The sequence below is a fragment of the Faecousia sp. genome, assembly GCF_048519415.1.
Lineage (GTDB): Bacteria > Bacillota > Clostridia > Oscillospirales > Oscillospiraceae > JAZOXB01.
Genome location: NZ_DBFZUT010000081.1, coordinates 15089 through 33019, shown reverse-complemented (window position 1 = coordinate 33019; position 17931 = coordinate 15089). Strand labels below are relative to the sequence as shown.

The 17931-nt window shown below is 62.0% G+C and carries 12 protein-coding genes; all 12 read right to left on the bottom strand.

Annotation, left to right across the window (positions count from 1 at the left end):
* Window positions 1–101: 101 nt before the first annotated feature.
* The 12 genes from ACMKFF_RS08725 to ACMKFF_RS08670 all read right to left on the bottom strand — a co-directional run bounded on the left by ACMKFF_RS08725 (window position 102) and on the right by ACMKFF_RS08670 (window position 17883).
* Window positions 102–1799, bottom strand: coding sequence for a M3 family oligoendopeptidase (locus ACMKFF_RS08725; protein WP_419496686.1), 1698 nt, complete (start codon window positions 1797–1799; stop codon window positions 102–104).
* 46 nt (window positions 1800–1845) lie between these two features.
* Window positions 1846–3720, bottom strand: coding sequence for a glycoside hydrolase family 13 protein (locus ACMKFF_RS08720; RefSeq protein ID WP_419496685.1), 1875 nt, complete (start codon window positions 3718–3720; stop codon window positions 1846–1848).
* Window position 3721: 1 nt separating this feature from the next.
* On the bottom strand, window positions 3722–6184 hold the full coding sequence (locus ACMKFF_RS08715) for a glycogen/starch/alpha-glucan phosphorylase (protein WP_419496684.1): 2463 nt from the start codon (window positions 6182–6184) through the stop codon (window positions 3722–3724).
* Between the two features lie 55 nt (window positions 6185–6239).
* On the bottom strand, window positions 6240–7676 hold the full coding sequence (locus ACMKFF_RS08710) for a glycogen synthase (RefSeq protein WP_419496683.1): 1437 nt from the start codon (window positions 7674–7676) through the stop codon (window positions 6240–6242).
* Window positions 7673–8791, bottom strand: a complete 1119-nt coding sequence (glgD, locus tag ACMKFF_RS08705) for a glucose-1-phosphate adenylyltransferase subunit GlgD (protein ID WP_349135518.1) — start codon at window positions 8789–8791, stop codon at window positions 7673–7675. Before glgD ends, ACMKFF_RS08710 begins: the two co-directional genes overlap by 4 nt.
* Window positions 8792–8808: 17 nt before the next feature.
* Entirely contained in the window at window positions 8809–9996 is a 1188-nt protein-coding gene (locus ACMKFF_RS08700) for a glucose-1-phosphate adenylyltransferase (protein WP_418465019.1), read from the bottom strand.
* 22 nt (window positions 9997–10018) lie between these two features.
* Window positions 10019–11917: a 1,4-alpha-glucan branching protein GlgB gene (gene glgB, locus ACMKFF_RS08695; RefSeq protein ID WP_349135520.1), complete on the bottom strand. Its 1899-nt coding sequence runs from the start codon at window positions 11915–11917 to the stop codon at window positions 10019–10021.
* Window positions 11918–12003: 86 nt separating this feature from the next.
* Window positions 12004–12288, bottom strand: a complete 285-nt coding sequence (locus ACMKFF_RS08690) for a hypothetical protein (protein WP_419496682.1) — start codon at window positions 12286–12288, stop codon at window positions 12004–12006.
* Between the two features lie 648 nt (window positions 12289–12936).
* Complete coding sequence (locus ACMKFF_RS08685; RefSeq protein WP_419496681.1) at window positions 12937–14919, bottom strand: aminopeptidase; 1983 nt, start codon at window positions 14917–14919, stop codon at window positions 12937–12939.
* Window positions 14916–15950: an L-threonylcarbamoyladenylate synthase gene (locus tag ACMKFF_RS08680; RefSeq protein ID WP_349134963.1), complete on the bottom strand. Its 1035-nt coding sequence runs from the start codon at window positions 15948–15950 to the stop codon at window positions 14916–14918. The genes ACMKFF_RS08685 and ACMKFF_RS08680 overlap by 4 nt, the downstream gene beginning before the upstream one ends.
* Window positions 15947–17029 carry a peptide chain release factor 1 gene (prfA, locus tag ACMKFF_RS08675; RefSeq protein ID WP_367927771.1) on the bottom strand — a complete coding sequence of 361 codons (1083 nt, stop codon included), beginning with the start codon at window positions 17027–17029 and terminating at the stop codon, window positions 15947–15949. The genes ACMKFF_RS08680 and prfA overlap by 4 nt, the downstream gene beginning before the upstream one ends.
* Window positions 17030–17058: 29 nt before the next feature.
* The gene (locus tag ACMKFF_RS08670) at window positions 17059–17883 is read right to left on the bottom strand and encodes a putative RNA methyltransferase (RefSeq protein WP_419496680.1); all 825 of its coding nucleotides are present in this window, start codon (window positions 17881–17883) and stop codon (window positions 17059–17061) included.
* Window positions 17884–17931 lie beyond the last annotated feature (48 nt).

Sequence of the window (17931 nt, the reverse complement as noted above, 5' to 3'; positions counted from 1 at the left end):
TTTGATTTCATGAAATGTTCACAAGATACGCGCATTCTGACACGACCTGCCGAAAATCACGTTTTCTGTCATCCACCGCAAGCGGAACCGCGCAAAAGCATTCAGGCCTCCACCGGGGCATGCGCCTTGAGCCAGTCGCGGATACCGGAGCCGACCTCGCGGATGCAGCCGTCCTCGTACGGTATACGCAGGCCGACGCTTTGGCACAAATCAGCGAACGTCTTTGTTCCCGCCTGGTCGACAAAGGCCAGATATTTCTCCCAAGCTGCCCTGCGGTCCTGCAGAGAGAGCGTCCAGACCTGGAACGCGACCGTACCTGCCATACAATAATCAATATAGTACAGCGGATTGAGATAAATGTGCGGTTTCCACTGCCAGTGGGCGTAGCGGCCGTAGAAGGGCAGGCCGTCCATGCTCAGCCAGGGGCGGTACTTCTTCTCGAGCTTCTCCCACACGCCGTGGCGCTCATCCGGCGTCAGGTCCTCATTTTCATACATCAAATGCTGGAATTCATCCACCATGCAGCCATAGGGGATAAAATCGAGGCTGTCTTCACAGTGGGCAAGCTCGTATTTTGCCGTTTGCGCGCCGAAGAAATATTTATGATAATCCTGCGTCAGAAATTCCATGCTCATGGAGTGGCATTCGCAGGCCTCGATGGTCGGTTCGCGCAGGTCCGGGTAGATATCGCTGTTCATTGCGCGGTAAAATGCGAAGGCGTGACCGGCCTCGTGGGTCAGCACATCGACGTCTCCGGCTGTGCCGTTAAAGTTCGAGAAGATAAACGGAGCCTTGTATTTTTCAAACATCGTACAGTAGCCGCCGGGGGCCTTGCCCTCGCGGGACAGCACGTCGAGCAGCTCGTTGTCGTAGAGGAAGTCGACGAATTCCTTCGTCTCCGGGCTGAGCTCCTCATACATTCTGCGGCCTGCGGCGAGGATCTCCTCCGCCGTGCCCTCCGGGGCCGGGTTGCCGTCCGGGAAGCGGAACTTGTCGTCGTAAATGTACAGGCGGTCGACGCCGATGCGCTTGCGCTGGGCCTCCTTGACCTCCGCAATGATGGGGACAAGATCGTTTGCGATCTGGTCGCGGAAGGCCGCCAGCTCCTTCTGTCCATAGCAGTTGCGGCCGAGGCGGTCATAGCCGAGCTGAATGAAGTTCGGATAGCCAAGCATGCGGCCCTGCGCATTGCGGTTGTGGACGAGCTTGTCATAGATCTCGTCCAGCTCCGCGCGGTTTGCATCAAAGACCTTGCCCTCGGCCTCGTAAGCGGCGCGGCGAACGGCGCGGTCGGCGCTGACCTTGTACTTGCCGAGCATCGGCATGGGCATGGTCTTGCCGTCAAATTCCACGGTCATGTTGGCATAGAGCTTCTGATAGCGGGACGTCAGGCGGTTTTCCTCCTGCATAAGCTCCACAAGCTCCGGCTTGAAGCTGCGGCGGCTGATCTCGAGCTTCAGGAACAGCAGGCTGCCGTAATGGGCCTCCAGCTCCGGGCGGAACTTCGAGTCCAGCATGGCCTCGTTCAGGCGCTGGAAATAGACGCTCAGCTGGGGCCAGCTCTCGTCGAAGAACGTTGACTCGGCGTCATAGAATTCATCGCGCGTGTCGATGGTATGGCGGGCATTGGCAAGGCTTCCCATCGTGTTGAATTCCACGGACAGGTCCGTAACGCGGTCGTACTGCGCGATCTGCTCCTGCGCGCTTTCGGCGGCGAGGAAGGCCTCGGTGCAGGCCGTCAGGTTCGCCTTCATGGCTTCCAGGTCGGGACGGGAATAGGGCATTTCAGAAAACTTCATGGGATCGCTCCTTTCGTATCGTTTGGGGTGTCGCCGGGAGATATTTCTACTCTATAGAGATATGCGCTTCGGGATCCGACGGTTCCAGCAGGCAGAAGCCGCCGCGCATCAGGACGACCTCGCCCGTGGGCGACGGTGCCGCGCTTTCGGCAAAGCGGACGCGGCCTGCAGGCAGGACCCACTCACCGATGGAATGGTTCACGCATACGACCAGGCGCTCATCTCCGAAGGCGCGTGTAAAAGCGATGCGGCCGTTTCCGGCGGCCAGCACGCGCAGGCCGCCGCGCCGCAGGGCCTCGCTGCTGCCGCGCAGGGCGGTCATCATGCGGTAATAGGCCTGCAGCTCCTCGTCCTCGCGGCCCCATGGATAGCAGGTGCGGCAGAACGGGTCCTCAAAGCCCTCCATCCCGGCCTCGTCGCCGTAGTAGATGCAGGGCATACCGGGCAGGGTAAACTGCAGGAAGACCGCCATGCGCAGCCGCATCAGGGCGGTCTTGCGCTGCACTGGCGTCATGCGGCGGTGCGCCCGCTCGTCCTTCGTGCCGCAAAACGGCTCGCCCAGCACGGTCAGGATGCGCGGCGTGTCATGCGTGCCGAGGTGGTTCATCACGCAGGAGAGCACCTCAGGCGGATAATTCTCCGCCAGCGTCATCAGACTTTCGCCCAGCGCCGTGCCGTCGTCCGCATCCGTCAGGAAGGCCACGATGGCGTTGCGCCACGGATAATTCATGACGGAATCCAGCTCGCCGTCGACAAAATAGCGGCGGGAAACGCCGTAGGCACGCTTATTCGATGCGTCCTCCCAGACCTCGCCGAGCAGCAGGCTCTGCGGGTCGATCTGACGCATCCGGCGGCGCAGGCGGCGGACAAATTCATCCGGCAGCTCGTCGACGACGTCGAGCCGGAAGCCGTCCGCACCGAGGCGCAGCCAGTGGGCGATGACGGAGTCCTCATCCTCGATAATATAATGGAGATACGTCTCGTCCAGCTCCTCGACGCATGGGAGCGTGCGGATACCCCACCAGGCCTCGTAATCGTCGGGATAATGGTGGAAGCGATACCAGCGGCGGTACGGCGAATTCGGGTCGGACGCCGCGCCGTGGCCAAACACATGCTTCGCGTCAAAATAGACGCTGTTGCTGCCCGTGTGGGAGAACACGCCGTCGAGAATGACGCGCATGCCGCGCGCATGGGCAGCGTCACACAGGGCGCGGAAGTCCTCCTCCGTGCCGAGCATGGGGTCAGGACGGCGATAGTCGGCCGTGTCATAGCGGTGGTTCGACCACGCCATGAAAATCGGGTTCAGGTAGAGAACGCCGACGCCCAGCTCCTGCAGATACGGCAGCTTTTCGCGGATGCCCGCGAAATTTCCGCCGAAAAAATCGTTGTTCCGCACCTCGCCCTGCGCATCGGGGCGGTACTCCGGCAGCTCATCGGGGCTTTCGTGCACCCAGAACGGCTGGAGCTTACAGGTCAGGTCGCAGCTCCCGCTGCGGGCGAAGCGGTCCGGGAAGATCTGATACATCACAGCGCCCGGCGCAAAGTCCGGTACCCGGAAATCGGCGGGAATGACGCTGAGCTGCCACTTCTCCCCCGCCTCCATATTCGTATCGCTCCCCTGACGGAACAGGCGGAAGCTGCCACCGCCGCGCTTGTCGATGCGGAACCAGTAAAAATGCAGCCCGGTCTCCTGCCGCGTGAATTCCAGACGCCAGAGCTCATAGCCGTCCTCGCCGCGCGAGGCGAAGGAAAACGGCAGCTCGGCGCACACAGCGTGCTCGCTGTCCTCCAGCATCAGGCGGACGCCGGAGGCGCCGACCTCCGTCGGGATGCGGATCTGCAGAACGCAGCACTCCCCCGTCCGGAGCGTTCCGAACGGGGTCTTGTACTGCGTCTGACGGCTGTCAAACAGGATGCGCATCTCAGTCGAGATCCCAGATCTCGTCCGCGTATTCCTTGACGGCGCGGTCCGAGGAGAAGATGCCGGCCTTGGCGATGTTGATGAGGGACATGCGGGCAAAGTGCTGCTTATCCTGATAGACCGCGGCGACATCGCGCTGCGCGCGGGCGTAATCCTGGAAATCGGCCAGCGTCATATAGGGGTCAGCCGTGCCGAAGCGGTTCGTGAGCAGCGAATCGACCAGATCGTCGAAGCGCTGGCCGAGCACGCCGGACGTGAGCATGTCGAGCACGGCCTGCAGCTCCGGCGTGACGAATTCCGTCGGATGGTAGCCGCGCTGCCACAGCTCCTCGACCTCATGGGCCTTCATGCCGAAGAGGAAGATGTTCTCGTCGCCGACCTGCTCGTGGATCTCGACGTTCGCGCCGTCGAGCGTGCCAATGGTCACGGCGCCGTTGATCATGAGCTTCATGTTGCCGGTGCCGGAGGCCTCCTTGCCCGCGATGGAGATCTGCTCGGAGATATCGGCGGCCGGGATGATGATCTCCGCAAGGGAGACCTTGTAGTCCTCGAGGAAGACGACCTTCAGCTTGTCGTTGACGTCCGGGTCATTATTGATGAGCTTCGACGCAGCGACGATGAGGCTGATGATCTGCTTGGCGCGGATATAGCCCGCGGAGGCCTTGGCCGCGAAGATGAACGTGCGGGGCATGAAATCGCCGTGCGGATTGGCCTTGATCTGGCGGTAGAGATACAGAACATGCAGGATGTTGAGCAGCTGGCGCTTGTACTCATGCAGGCGCTTGATCTGGATATCGAAAATGGAATCCGGGTCGACGCGCACGCCGTTCTGGTTCTCGATGAGAGCGGCGAGGCGCTCCTTGTTCTTGCGCTTGATGGCCATGAGGTCCGCAAGCACCTTTTCGTCATTCTGATACGGCAGGAGCTTCTCGAGTGCGCGGGCATCCCGCAGGAAGTCGCCGCCGATGAGCTGCTTGAGATAATCCGTCAGCAGCGGATCGGACTGGCACAGCCAGCGGCGATAGGCAATGCCGTTCGTCACGTTCAGGAAGCGCTCCGGCGTGATCTGACAGTAGTCACGGAAGATGCCGTTGCGCAGGATGTCCGTGTGCAGCTTGGAAACGCCGTTGACCTTGTGGCAGGCGGCAAGGCAGAGGTTCGCCATGCGGACCTCGTTGTTCGCGATGACGGCCATGTAGTTGATCTTGCCCCAGTCGTTCGGGTAGACGGCGCACAGGTGCTCGATGAGGCGGCGGTTGATCTCCTGGCAGATGGAGTAGACGCGCGGCAGCTGCTCGCGGAACAGATCGACGTTCCAGCGCTCGAGGGCCTCGCTCATAACGGTGTGATTCGTATAGGACAGCGTGCGGCAGGTGATGTCCCACGCCTCGTCCCAGCCGAAGTCGTGCTCATCGATGAGCAGGCGCATCAGCTCCGGCACACACAGGGCCGGATGGGTGTCGTTGATGTGGATGGCGACCTTTTCCGGCAGGTTCGTGTAGGTGCGGTATTTCTTATAGTGCTTCTTCAGGATGCTCTGCAGCGAGGCGGAGACGAGCAGGTACTGCTGCTTCAGGCGCAGGCGCTTGCCCTGAATGTGGTCGTCCGCCGGATAGAGGACCTTGGAGATGGTCTCGGCCATGGCGTTGCGCTCGAGGGCGCGGACATAGTCGCCGCGGGAGAACGCAGCCATGTCGAAGCTCTGCGGCAGCTTGGCGCTCCACAGGACGAGGCGGTTGGCGGCATCGCTGTCATAGCCGGAGATATACATGTCATACGGCACGGCCATAACGGAGCTGTAGCCGACCTGCGCGACCTTGAAGCGGTCGTTGTCCATCCACTCGCGGACCTCGCCGCCGAACTTGACCTCCACGGCGTCGTCCTCGCGGGCCTGCAGCCACACGTCGCCCATCTCGAGCCAGTTGTCCGGGAACTCCATCTGCCAGCCGTCGACGATCTTCTGCTTGAAGATGCCGAATTCATAGCGGATGGAGAAGCCGGTCATCGGGTAGTCCATGCCGGTCGCGGCATCCATATAGCAGGAGGCCAGACGGCCGAGGCCGCCGTTTCCAAGGCCGGCGTCGGGATCGATGGCGTAGATCTCATCGATGTCGAAGCCTGCATCGGCCAGTGCCTTGCGGAACTCCGCCTCCAGCCCGAGGTTAAAGAGGTTGTTGCGCAGGCTGGTGCCGACCAGGAACTCCATCGACATATAATAAACTTCCTTGCGCTCCTTTTCGGTGCAGCGGTTGCCAAAGACGCGGTTCTTCTCCGTCAACAGCTCGCGGACGCTGATGCACAGCGCGCGATAGACCTGTTTCTGGGTGGCGTCGGCAAGCTCGCAGCCGAAGATGCGGCGCAGCGTGTCGTTGAGCAGCTCCGTGGGCTGAATGGCGCGCTCGGGACGGGCGTCATTCTCCGCAAGCTTCTGGATCTTCTGTTTGGAATTTTGCTTCTTGTTCATGGGGCCTCCTAAAGTTTTCCGTAATTCCGGAATCAGCGTTTGAAATCATGATTTATTACTGCTTGCCGTAGAGCAATTCGCTGTACAGCTGCATATATTCGTTGGCCGGGACCTGCCAGCTGAAGTCGCACTCCATATCATGGCGGGCCAGCCTGTTCCATGCGTCGCGGTCGCCGTAATACAGGCCCGCTGCGCGGTCGATGGCGCCGAGGAAATCATCGGCGTTGTAGCTCTGGAACGTAAAGCCGCGGCCCTCACCCGTTTCGGGATTGTAGGGCGGGACGGTGTCGCGCAGGCCGCCGGTCGAGGCGACGATGGGCACGGTGCCGTAGTGCATGGCGATGAGCTGGGACAGGCCGCAGGGCTCGGACTTTGACGGCATGAGATACATGTCGCAGCCCGCATAGACACGGGAGGCGAGCGCCGGGTCGAAGCACAGCCGGACGGCGATGCGGCCGGGATACTGGCGGGCCAGTGCGCTCAGTGCGTACTCATACTGCTTTTCGCCCGTGCCGACGATGACGAGCTGGATCTCGCGCTCCATCAGGCGCTGGCCGATGTAGCACAGCAGGTCGATGCCCTTGTGCCCGGCCAGGCGCGTGACCATGCCGAGGATGGGGGCGTCCGTGTCGGTGCTCAGGCCCATCTCCTCGCGCAGGGCGCGCTTGTTGACCCATTTGCCGCTCATATCGGCGGCGGAATAGTTCGCGCTCAGGGCGCAGTCCGTCTCGGGGTCAAAGACATCGGTGTCAATGCCGTTCGTAATGCCCCACAGCCACGCGTTGCGCAGCACGCCGTCCAGGCGGTGGGCATAGTACGGATAGCGCAGCTCCTCGGCATAGGACTTCGAGACCGTCGTGACGATGTCCGAAAGCTCGATGGCGCCCTTCATCATGTTGATCGCGCCGTCAAACGTCAGGCTCGCGCGGTATTCATCCGGCAGACCGAGAATATTGTCGAAGAACGACGCATCGGCCCAGCCCTGATACTCCACGTTGTGGATGGTAAAGACAAGCTTCGTCTGCGGGCACCAGTCATGGTACAGCGCGCGCAGATACGCAGGCGTCATGGCCGCCTGCCAGTCGTGGCAGTGCAGGATATCGGGCTTGAAGTCGAGGAAGTACAGCGCGGCCATCACGGCCTTCGAGAAATAGGCGAAGCGCTCGCCGTCGTCGAAATCGCCGTAGACGGTGCTGCGCGCGCCGAAATAGTAGTCGTTGTCGATGAAGTAGACCTGCAGCTTCTTGCGGCGGGACTTCAGACGCAGGATACCGACATAGCTCTCGCGCCACGCCAGCTCCATGGAGAACGAGCCGACCTGCTCCGTTTCGACGGCCGGATTTTCCTTGATGCGCTTATAGTACGGCAGGAACAGGCAGATCTCGTTGCCCTTCAGCTTGGACAGCGCGTTGGGAAGCGCCTGCATCACGTCGCCCAGGCCGCCCGTTTTGACGAACGGGGCAGCCTCGGAGGCGACCATTGCGATCCTCATACGACCTCTCCTCTCTTGAACACCAGCGGATGATCCATCGTGCCGCGCAGCACGGCGCCCGGACGGACGACGACGTCCATATCCATGATGACGCACTCCAGATCGGCGCCCTCCCCGATGGTGCAGCGCTGCATGATGACGCTGTTGCGCACGGATGCGCCCTCGCCGAGCTTGACGCTGCGGAAGAGAACGGAGTTGACGGCGGAGCCCTCGAGCACGCAGCCGTCGGCCACGACGCAGTCGTCGATCTCGGAATGCTCGCCGTAATAGGCAGGCACTTCGTCGCGGACCTTCGTGTAGATCGTCAGGTCCTCGCGGGCGAACAGCCCGTGACGGATCTCCGGACGGATCAGCGCAAGGCTGTTGTGGAAGAACTCCGTCGTGCTCTCGTTGAACAGTGCCACGCCGTCATAGCGGTAGGCGTTGACCTTCATGCCGGTCTCCGCAAAGCCGTGCATAACAAGGTCGCGCTCGAAATGGTAGCGGTTGTGGGCCACGGCCTCCGTGACCTCGCGCATGAGGAGCTCGCGGCGGATGACGAACAGGCCCATGGAGGCAAGATACTGCTCGCCTGCGCAGTAGTCGACGGCCACGTCCGTCACGCGGTCATCCGCGTCGACCTTCACGGCCAGATCGAGCTGCTTCTGCCCGTTGCAGATGCCGTCCTTCACCACGACGGTGACGTCCGCGCCCGAGGCGGCGTGGGCCTCGACGATCTTTTCCAGATTGATGGCGCACAGCACGCCGCTGTCGGCCAGAACGACATATTCCTCCGTGGAGATTTTCAGGAAATTCATGGCGGAATCCAGCGCCTCGAGCTTGCCGCGGTAGCTGCCGTTGTGGCCCATGGCAAACGGCGTCAGGAATTCCAGGCCGCCCTCACCGAGCTCGAGGTCCCACTCCTGCCCGGAGCCGATGTGGTTCATAAGGGACTGATAATTATACTTCGTGATGATACCGATATGGCGAATGGCAGAATTCGTCATGTTCGACAGGGAGAAATCGATCTGACGATAGCGCCCGCCATAGGGCAGAGACGCCATGGTGCGCTTGTTCGTCAGCTCACCGAGGGAGCTGTCATAGATGTTCGCAAAAATGATGCCCATCGTAGTCATGGTTCTTGTCCTCCCTCTCAATAGATCTCGCCCGGCTTGATGGCGGTGTTCTCGGCAATGGTCTTGGCCTTTCCGACCACACTGATCTTCTTTTCCTCACCGGGGGCGAACGAGCCGCCGATCACCGCGCCGCGGCAGATGCGGCAGTCCTCGCCGATGATGGCGTGGCGGATGATGACACCGGACTCGATGTGGACGTTCGGCATGATAACGCTGTCCTCCACGATGGCGCCGGAGTCGACCGTGCAGCCCGTGGAGATGATGGAGTGCGTGATGGTGCCATAAATTTCGCAGCCCTCGGCGATGAAGCAGTTCTTATTCTTCGACTCGCGGGCGATGATGCTCGACGGCATGGCGTAGTTCCGGGCATAGATGCGGTTGCCCTTCTCACCGTAGAGGTTGAAGGCGGGGTTCTTGCCCAGCAGGTCCATGTTGGCCTCCCACAGGGAGCTGATCGTGCCGACGTCCTTCCAGTAGCCCTGGAATTCATAGGCGAACAGGCGGTAGCCCTCGTTCAGAATGGCGGGGATGACGTTCTTGCCGAAGTCGTTCTCAGAACGCGGGTTCTCCTCGTCCTCGATGAGGAACTTTTTCAGCACGCTCCACTTGAAGATGTAGATGCCCATGGATGCGTTCGTGCTCTTCGGATGCTTCGGCTTCTCCTCGAATTCGTAGATGGAGCCGTCCTCGCGCGTGTTCATGATGCCGAAGCGGCTGGCCTCTGCCAGTGGGACCGTGCGCACGGCGATGGTGCAGTCGGCCTCCATCTGCTCGTGGTAGCGCAGCATGGCGGCATAGTCCATTTTATAGATGTGGTCGCCGGAGAGGATGATGACATCGTCCGGATCATAGCGCTCGATGAAGGCGATGTTCTGATAGATCGCGTTCGCGGTGCCCTTGTACCACTCGGATTTCTTGCTCTTGGCATAGGGCGGCAGGACCTGCACGCCGCAGTGGCTGCGGTTCAGACGCCACGGCTGGCCGTTGCCGATGTACTCATTGAGCTCGAGCGGCTGATACTGCGTCAGCACGCCGATGGTGTCAATGCCGGAATTCACGCAGTTGGAGAGAGGAAAATCGATGATGCGATACTTACCGCCGAACGGGACCGCAGGCTTTGCCGTGTTCTCCGTCAGCACCATCAGGCGGCTCCCCTGCCCGCCCGCCAGCAGCATCGCGACGCAGTGCTTTTTCTGGAAGTTCATGGTCATTTCTCCTTCTCGTCATTCAGGATTTTGCCGTTTTCTTGCGCGGGGCTGTCTTTTTGCGGTAGAAGGCCACGGAGAGCGGCGCGAGCGTGAAGCTGCCGGAGAAGGGCAGGCCGTGCAGCGGCTCCTTTTCGGCCGTCACAACGGGAAGCTCCGTTCCCTTGCCGCCGTAGCGGACCTCGTCACTGTTGAAGACCGCCTCGTATTCGCCCGGCTTCGGCAGACCCAGGCGATAGTCCGTCCGGGTGACCGGGCAGAAGTTGCAGATCACGATCAGCTCGCAGCCGCGGCGATCGATGCGGCGGAAGGCGATAACGCTGTTGTCGCGGTCGTCGGCGGAGATCCACTGGAAGCCGTTCCAGTCGGAATCGTTGTTCCACAGGCTGCTGTGATCCAGATAGAAATGATTCAGATCGCGCACATAGTCCTGCATCTGGCGATGGCGCTCATAGTCGAGCAGAAGCCAGTCGAGCTGCTGTGCGTAATTCCACTCGATAAACTGCGCAAATTCGTTGCCCATGAAGCTGAGCTTCTTGCCGGGGTGGCCCATCATGAAGCCGTAGAACACGCGCAGGTTGCTGAACTTATCGTCATATTCGCCCGGCATCTTGTTGATAAGGGAGCACTTGCCGTGCACCACCTCGTCATGCGACAGCGGAAGAATGAAGTTTTCGGAATAGGCATACGTCATGGAGAACGTCAGGTCGTTGTGGCTGCCCTTGCGGAACAGCGGATCGAGCGACATATAATGCAGCATGTCGTTCATCCAGCCCATGTTCCATTTGAACAGGAAGCCGAGGCCGCCGTCGTAATCCGGCTTCGTCACGAGCGGGAAGGCCGTGGACTCCTCGGCCGCCGTGATGGCGCTGCGCCGCACGGAGAACACCGCGCGGTTGAGCTTGCGCAGGAAGGCGATGGCCTCGAGATTCTCCTTGCCGCCGAACTTGTTCGGGTGGTACTCGCGGCGGCCGTAGTCGAGGTAGAGCATGGCGGCCACGGCGTCGACGCGCAGGCCGTCGATGTGGTACTGCTCCAGCCAGTACACGGCGTTCGAGATGAGGAACGACTGCACCTCGCCCTTGCCGAAGTCGAAGATGCGGGTCGTCCAGTCGGGGTGCTCGTTCATGAGCGGGTCTTCCAGCTCATAGCAGCAGGTGCCATCGAATTCATAAAGGCCGTTCTCGTCCTTCGGGAAGTGGGCCGGGACCCAGTCGAGCAGCACGCCGATGCCGGCCTCGTGGCACTTGTCCACAAAGCGCATGAGCTGCTTCGGCTCGCCGTAGCGGAACGTCGGAGCATAGTAGCCCGTGACCTGATAGCCCCACGACGGCTCATAGGGATATTCGGACAGCGGCATGAGCTCGATGTGGGTGTAGCCCATGTCCTTCAGGTAGGGCACGAGCTCATCTGCCAGCTCGTCGTAGGTATAGAGGCTGCCGTCCGGCTTGCGCCGCCACGAGCCGAAGTGCATCTCATAGATGTTCATCGGGCAGTTGAGCAGCTTACGCTTGCCCTGCTTGCGGCGGTAGTCGGCATCGCCCCAGGTATAGCCGTCCAGCGTACAGATACGGCTCGACGTGTCGGGCAGCGCACAGTTGCGGAAGGCATAGGGATCGGATTTATAGACGGCGGAGCCGTCGCGGCGGCGGATATAGAATTTATAGGCGTCGCCCTCGCGCGCATAGGCGGAAAAGGCCTCCCAGATGCCGTATTCGACGAGCGTCATCGGCAGGTCCTCGGTGTTCCAGAAGTTCCAGTCGCCGGTCACGCTGACGCCCTGCGCCCGCGGGGCCCAGACACGGAAAACATAGCCGTGGACTCCGTCGCGCTCTGCGGCATGGCAGCCCAGGAAGGTATAGGCGCGCAGCTCGTCGCCGAGAGAGAAACGTTTGAATGCATTATGCAGCGTCTGTTCCATGGTGATCTCCTTCTTTGCTCAGCTTGCGGGGATACGGGAACCTCTGATTGCATCAGAGCTTCCTTAAAATCATCCATCCATGCTTATTATACAACATTGCACAAAAATTTCAACTGTTCCGAAAAATTTCTGGCGCGTTTGTCGGTTTTTCCTGCGATGTTATTCTTTTTGCAGGCTTTCCGCCCATTGTACGCCGTTTTGGCCGCAAAACATGCGGAAAAATATGGGTTTTCCCGGACAGCGCCGTATTTTTCCCGCCCGCAGGACGTAAAATCCGCGTAAAACGGGGTGTCAGGCATTTGCAGTTCGTACAGGGCAACGATAAAAACGTACAAGCCGATTGCGTCTGTAGGGCGTTCCCTGAGCGCCATTGGCAACTGCAAGTATTGGGACGATAATTCGGCGGCATGAGGCTTTCAAATTTGTCATTGCGAGGAGCGAAGCGACGTGGCAATCTCGGGAAGGCACTCGCAGATTGTACAGGCCGCCGTTGAAACAGCATGCACCGATTGCGTCTGTAGCGGCGGTCAGTGACCGCCTGGTAAGCACTAACAGCCGGTACACGGCATCGTTAAAATGGTGAATGCCCCCGAATTGTCATTCCGAGGAGCGAAGCGACGTGGGAATCTCGCAGTGCCCAGTCCGATAACAGGGCAGCCTCGGCGAAATCGTAACTGCCTCCCCGAGATTGCCGCGGCCCCTTCGGGGCCTCGCAATGACAAATCTGGGAGCCTGTACGGTCGGCGGAGTGCGTGGAAATTTGCAGGTGCGCAAGGCGCTCACTGAGCGCCGCTACAGACGCACGCAATTGGTCAATGCGTTTTTATCGGCAGCCAGTGCGAATCGGCAATGCCTTCCCGAGATTGCCGCGTCGGCCTGCGGCCTCCTCGCAATGACAATTCGGGGCTGGTGCCATTTTAACGCCAACCTGTACCGATTGTTCCTGCAGAGCCGGGCGGGGCTACTCATCGTGCAAAAACGCTGCCCCGCTTTGGAGCTCCAAAGCGGGGCAGGACAGATCAGTTTTCTTCGTAGAAGACCTTCATGCCCTTGAAGGTCATGTAGGTATCCAGCTTGGAGACGATCTCCATCGGGGCATGCATGGACAGCACCGGGACGCCGGCATCGACGGTCTCGATGTTGCGGTTTGCCATGTAGCAGGCGACCGTGCCGCCGCCGCCCTGGTCGACCTTGCCGAGCTCGCCGGTCTGCCAGATGACGTCGTGCTTCGCAAAGATGCGGCGCACATAGCCCATGACCTCGGCGGCTGCGTCGGAGCTGCCGGACTTGCCGCGCGCGCCGGTATACTTGAAGATGCCGGTGCCGTAGTTGATCTTCGTGTTGTTCGTCGGGTCGCAGGTCTCGGCATACAGCGGGTCAAACGCGTTGCTGACGTCTGCGGACAGGCAGAACGAATGCTCGAAGCAGCGGCGCTTGCTTGCGCCCGCCGCCTCGCACAGGTCCTCCATGAACATCTCGAAATACTGGCTCTGCATGCCGGAGATGCCGACGGAGCCGATCTCCTCCTTGTCGGCCAGCACGCACACGGCCGTCTTGACCGGGGTGCCGAGGTCCAGCAGCGGCTTGAAGGCGGCATAGGCGCATACGCGGTCGTCATGGCCGTAGGCGGCGATGAGGCTGCGGTCGAAGCCGACCTCGCGCGCAGGGCCTGCGGGGACCATGGTCAGCTCGGCGGAGAGGAAGTCCTCCTCCGTCAGGCCGTACTTCTCGTTCAGGAGCATCAGGATGGCGAACTTCACGCGGTCGGCGCCCTCGTCGTCCTTCAGCGGGCGGCTGCCGAGCAGGATGCGCAGGTTCTCGCCCGTCACGCCCTCGGCCAGCGTCTTGCGCATCTGGTCAGCAGACAGGTGGACCAGCAGGTCGGTCACGCAGAAGATGGGATCACCCGGCTCCTCGCCGACGGTCACGGTGACGACGGTGCCGTCCTTCTTTGCCACGACGCCGTGGATGGCCAGCGGGGTCGTCGTCCACTGATACTTCTTGATGCCGCCGTAGTAATGCGTCTTGAAATAGGCCATGCCCGCATCCTCATACAGGGGATTCGGCTTCAGGTCCAGACGCGGGGAATCGATGTGGGCCGCGCAGATGTGCGTGCCCTCGTTCAGGCTCTCGCTGCCGACGACGGCAAAGATAACGCTCTTGTTGTGGTTGTTGCCGTAGACGCGGTCGCCGGGCTTCAGCTGCATGCCGGGCTTCAGTTCCCGGAAGCCGGCCTTCTCAGCGGCCTCGATCGTCCACTTGACAGCCTCCCGCTCCATCTTGCAGTCGCTGATGAATTTCATGTACTCCTTGCAGTAGGACTCCATCGCGGCAAGGTCCGCCTCGGAAATGCGGTCATAGCCGTTCTTGGGGCTGGAAAGCAGCGCTTCGCGCTCCTTTGCGAACTTCTTGGTTTCTTCCATCATCAAAACTCCTTTCAGAAATTGCTCACATTGTTGTTGAAATGCCTCCGGCGTCGGCGCGTCCGCCCACAGGGCATGGCCGCACTGGGCCCGCAGGGCCTCGTCGCTCTTCTGCGCCCGGATGCGGGCAAGAGCGCGCTCGCGGGAAATGCCGTCGCGCCGGATGAGCCGCTCGATGCGCGTTTCCTCGGGCGCAAGCACGCAGACCGTCTCGTCGCACAGGGCGGCAAGGCCGCTTTCGAACAGGCCGATGGCGTCGATGGCAGCAAACGGTGCCTCCGACTGCCAAAGCCTCCGCCGTACCTCGCGCGCAACGGCCTCATGCGTCAGGGCATCGAGGGCCGCAAGCTCCGCCGGATCGGCAAACACGACGGCAGCCAGCGCCGGGCGGTCGACCCGGCCGTCCCGGACCGTGCCGGGAAAGCGCGCGCCGATGGCGGCGACAAGGGCATCGTCCGTTTCGAGCAGGCAATGATAAATGGCGTCGCAGTCGAGACCGAGGCCGCCCAGATGCTCCACGGCGCGCAGCAGCGTCGTTTTCCCGCTGCCGCTTCCGCCGGTGATGCCGAGAATTTTCATGCCTCGTGCTCCGCGTCGACCACACGGAAGGCCGCCGCCTTCTTCAGGCGGTTGCCGACGGCGTAGGCCACGCCGCCGCCCTCGGGACAGCGGGCATAGATCGTGCGGATATCCGGCCGGTCAAGGTCGCGCAGGGCGGCAAACAGCCCGGCAGAGAGTGTGCGCACATCGTTTTCAGAGCCGTAGGCCGTCGGATTGCAGCCGTCATAGAGCGGCAGCTCCTCAGCAAAGCACAGAACGGCGTCGCCGGGGCCGAAGCGGCGGCGGATATAGCGCGCGGCCGCCTCGCTGCTGCCGGAGATGATATAGACCTCCGCCGACGGGGCATAGTGCTTGTACTTCATGCCGGGAGCGCGCACGACGGCGTCGTTCGAGATCTGACCGAGCACGGCGCGGTCGATGTCCAGCTCGCCGAGCAGAGCGCGCAGCTCCTCCGGCGTGACGCCGCCCGGGCGCAGCAGGCGTGGGCGCTCGCCCGTCAGGTCGACGATCGTGGATTCCACGCCGACCTCGCACGGGCCGCCGTCCAGAATGGCCTCGATGCGGCCGTCCATGTCATGCAGAACGTGGGCCGCCGTCGTGGTCGATGGCTTGCCGGAGCGGTTGGCCGACGGCGCGGCGATAGGCACACCCGCCAGCCGGATGAGCTCACGCGTCGCGGCCGTTTTCGGGCAGCGGACGGCGACGGTATCCAGCCCTGCCGTCGTGCGCTTCGGCACGAGGTCGCGGACGGGCAGCACCATCGTCAGCGGGCCGGGCCAGAAGTGCTCCGCCAGCAGCCACGCCTGCGCGGGGATGTCATGGCAGATCGACTCCAGCTCCTTCGGCTCGGAGATATGCAAAATGAGGGGATTGTCCTGCGGACGCCCCTTCGCCTCGAAGATGCGCAGCACGGCATTCTCATCCAGCCCGTTTGCCCCGAGGCCGTAGACGGTCTCGGTCGGGATGGCGACGAGCTTGCCGTTTCGCAGCAGCCCGGCTGCGGCGGCAATGTCCTCCGGACGCTGCGCCGAGAGCATTTGTGTTTTCATGATTTGTCACTGCTTTCGCTGCGGCGGAGCTTTTCGGCCTGATCCGCCGCGATGAGCGCGTCAAGGATCGGGTCAAGCCCGCCGTTCAGAATAGAATCCAGCTGATAGAGCGTCAGGCCGATGCGGTGATCGGTCACACGGCTCTGCGGAAAATTATAGGTGCGGATCTTTTCATTGCGCATGCCGCTGCCGACCTGGCTGCGGCGCTCGGACGAGACGGCCGACTCGATGCGCTCCTGCTCGAGCTGGTAGAGCTTCGAGGAGAGCATCATCATACAGCGCTCGCGGTTCTGGAACTGGCTGCGCTCCTCCTGACAGGCCACGACGATGCCGGTCGGCCTGTGGATGAGACGCACGGCAGACGACGTCTTGTTGATGTGCTGGCCGCCCGCGCCGGACGAGCGGTAGACCTGCATTTCGATGTCCTCCGGCCGGAGGTCCACATCGGCCTGCTCCATCTCGGGCAGGACGGCGACCGTCGCCGTGGACGTGTGCACCCGCCCGCCGGACTCCGTCTCGGGCACACGCTGTACGCGGTGCACGCCGGACTCGAACTTCAGCCGGGAATAGGCCCCCGCGCCGCAGATCATGAAGTCCGCCTCCTTGATGCCGCCAAGCTCCGTCTCGCTGTAGTTCAGAAGCTCCACGGTCCAGCCGCGCGCGGCGGCATAGAGGCTGTACATCCGGAACAGGCTGTGCGCGAACAGGGCGCTCTCCTCGCCGCCCACGCCGGGGCGGATCTCGAGGATGACGTTCTTGCCATCGTTCGGGTCATGGGGCAGCAGCAGAACTCTCAGCTCCTGCTCGAGTGCGGCGGCGCGCTTCTTTGCGCCGGTCAGCTCCTCCTGGCACAGGGCCTTCAGCTCGGCGTCGGCCTGCCCGGCCATCAGCTCCGCCGCATCCTGCATATCCCGCTGCGCCGCGCAGTAGGCGCGGTAGGCCGCGACGATGGGGGCCAGCTCCTTCTGCTCGCGCAGCCACGCCGCCGCCTTTTTCGGGTCGGCGTAAAAATCCGGCTGCTCCGCGCGGGCGCACAGCTCCTCATAGCGGTCCTCGACCTGTTTCAGCTTATCCAGCATGCTCCACTCTCCGTATTTGATCCTTGTCCTTATTCTAGCAGATTCCCGGCCTCTTGTCTACCGTAGATGTTGAAGATGACCTCCGCCGTATCCGTCAGCTGCGCGGTCTGCGCCAGCGCCTCTGCGCCTCGCTTCGTGATGCGCCAGACATGCGGCGTCATATACAGCAGGTCGTGCACGCTCTGCGCATCCGGCAGGGAGAAGGAAAAGCGCAGCGTCTGCGTGTGCAGCAGCCCAAAGCCCGGCAGCGCCGGGTGGAGTATCTTTTCCTTCTCTACATGCGCGGGATAGATGATGGACTTCAGCCCCGGAAGATGGCCCTGCCCCGCCAGCACCTGCACAAAGATGCCGCCCGGCCGCAGCACGCGGAAGAACTCCGCCCCGGCCGTCAGGGCGAACATGGACAGCACGCAGTCGAACCCGCCGTCCGCAAACGGCAGATGGGCCGCCGTGGCCGTGAGCCAGTGGGCGCCGCGGTCGCGTGCCGCGGCATAGCGCACGGCGTCGCGGGAGATATCGATCCCCCAGCGCTCCGGGACCCAGCTGAGCTGCGAGAGGTAATAGCCCTCACCGCAGCCCGCGTCCAGCACGGAAGCCGCCTCCGGGCAGAAGCGGCGCACAAGGTCCGCCAGCGTTTTGGCGATGGGCGCATACCAGCCCGCGTCCAGGAATGCGCGCCGCGCCGCGACCATCTCCCGCGTGTCGCCGGGATGGCGCGAGTGCTTCTGCGTCACCGTTAAGAGGTTTACATAACCCTGTCTTGCCACATCAAAGCAATGCCCCTGCGCGCAGCGCCATGCCGCACCCTGCGGCTCGAGCGCCGCCCCGCACACGGGGCAGATCACCTGGATCATTGTCGTTTCCTTTCAGGGCTGCACCGCATCCCTGCATCTTCCCTGCAT

What these genes read in the sequence shown, in the direction of transcription:
- ACMKFF_RS08690 (WP_419496682.1), bottom strand. Translation starts at nt 12,288, where the DNA reads ATGGCGCTCAGGGAACGCCCTACAGACGCAATCGGCTTGTACGTTTTT.
- ACMKFF_RS08700 (WP_418465019.1), bottom strand. Translation starts at nt 9,996, where the DNA reads ATGAACTTCCAGAAAAAGCACTGCGTCGCGATGCTGCTGGCGGGCGGG.
- ACMKFF_RS08715 (WP_419496684.1), bottom strand. Translation starts at nt 6,184, where the DNA reads ATGAACAAGAAGCAAAATTCCAAACAGAAGATCCAGAAGCTTGCGGAG.
- ACMKFF_RS08725 (WP_419496686.1), bottom strand. Translation starts at nt 1,799, where the DNA reads ATGAAGTTTTCTGAAATGCCCTATTCCCGTCCCGACCTGGAAGCCATG.
- ACMKFF_RS08720 (WP_419496685.1), bottom strand. Translation starts at nt 3,720, where the DNA reads ATGCGCATCCTGTTTGACAGCCGTCAGACGCAGTACAAGACCCCGTTC.
- prfA (WP_367927771.1), bottom strand. Translation starts at nt 17,029, where the DNA reads ATGCTGGATAAGCTGAAACAGGTCGAGGACCGCTATGAGGAGCTGTGC.
- glgB (WP_349135520.1), bottom strand. Translation starts at nt 11,917, where the DNA reads ATGGAACAGACGCTGCATAATGCATTCAAACGTTTCTCTCTCGGCGAC.
- ACMKFF_RS08685 (WP_419496681.1), bottom strand. Translation starts at nt 14,919, where the DNA reads ATGAAAATTCTCGGCATCACCGGCGGAAGCGGCAGCGGGAAAACGACG.
- ACMKFF_RS08680 (WP_349134963.1), bottom strand. Translation starts at nt 15,950, where the DNA reads ATGAAAACACAAATGCTCTCGGCGCAGCGTCCGGAGGACATTGCCGCC.
- glgD (WP_349135518.1), bottom strand. Translation starts at nt 8,791, where the DNA reads ATGACTACGATGGGCATCATTTTTGCGAACATCTATGACAGCTCCCTC.
- ACMKFF_RS08710 (WP_419496683.1), bottom strand. Translation starts at nt 7,676, where the DNA reads ATGAGGATCGCAATGGTCGCCTCCGAGGCTGCCCCGTTCGTCAAAACG.
- ACMKFF_RS08670 (WP_419496680.1), bottom strand. Translation starts at nt 17,883, where the DNA reads ATGATCCAGGTGATCTGCCCCGTGTGCGGGGCGGCGCTCGAGCCGCAG.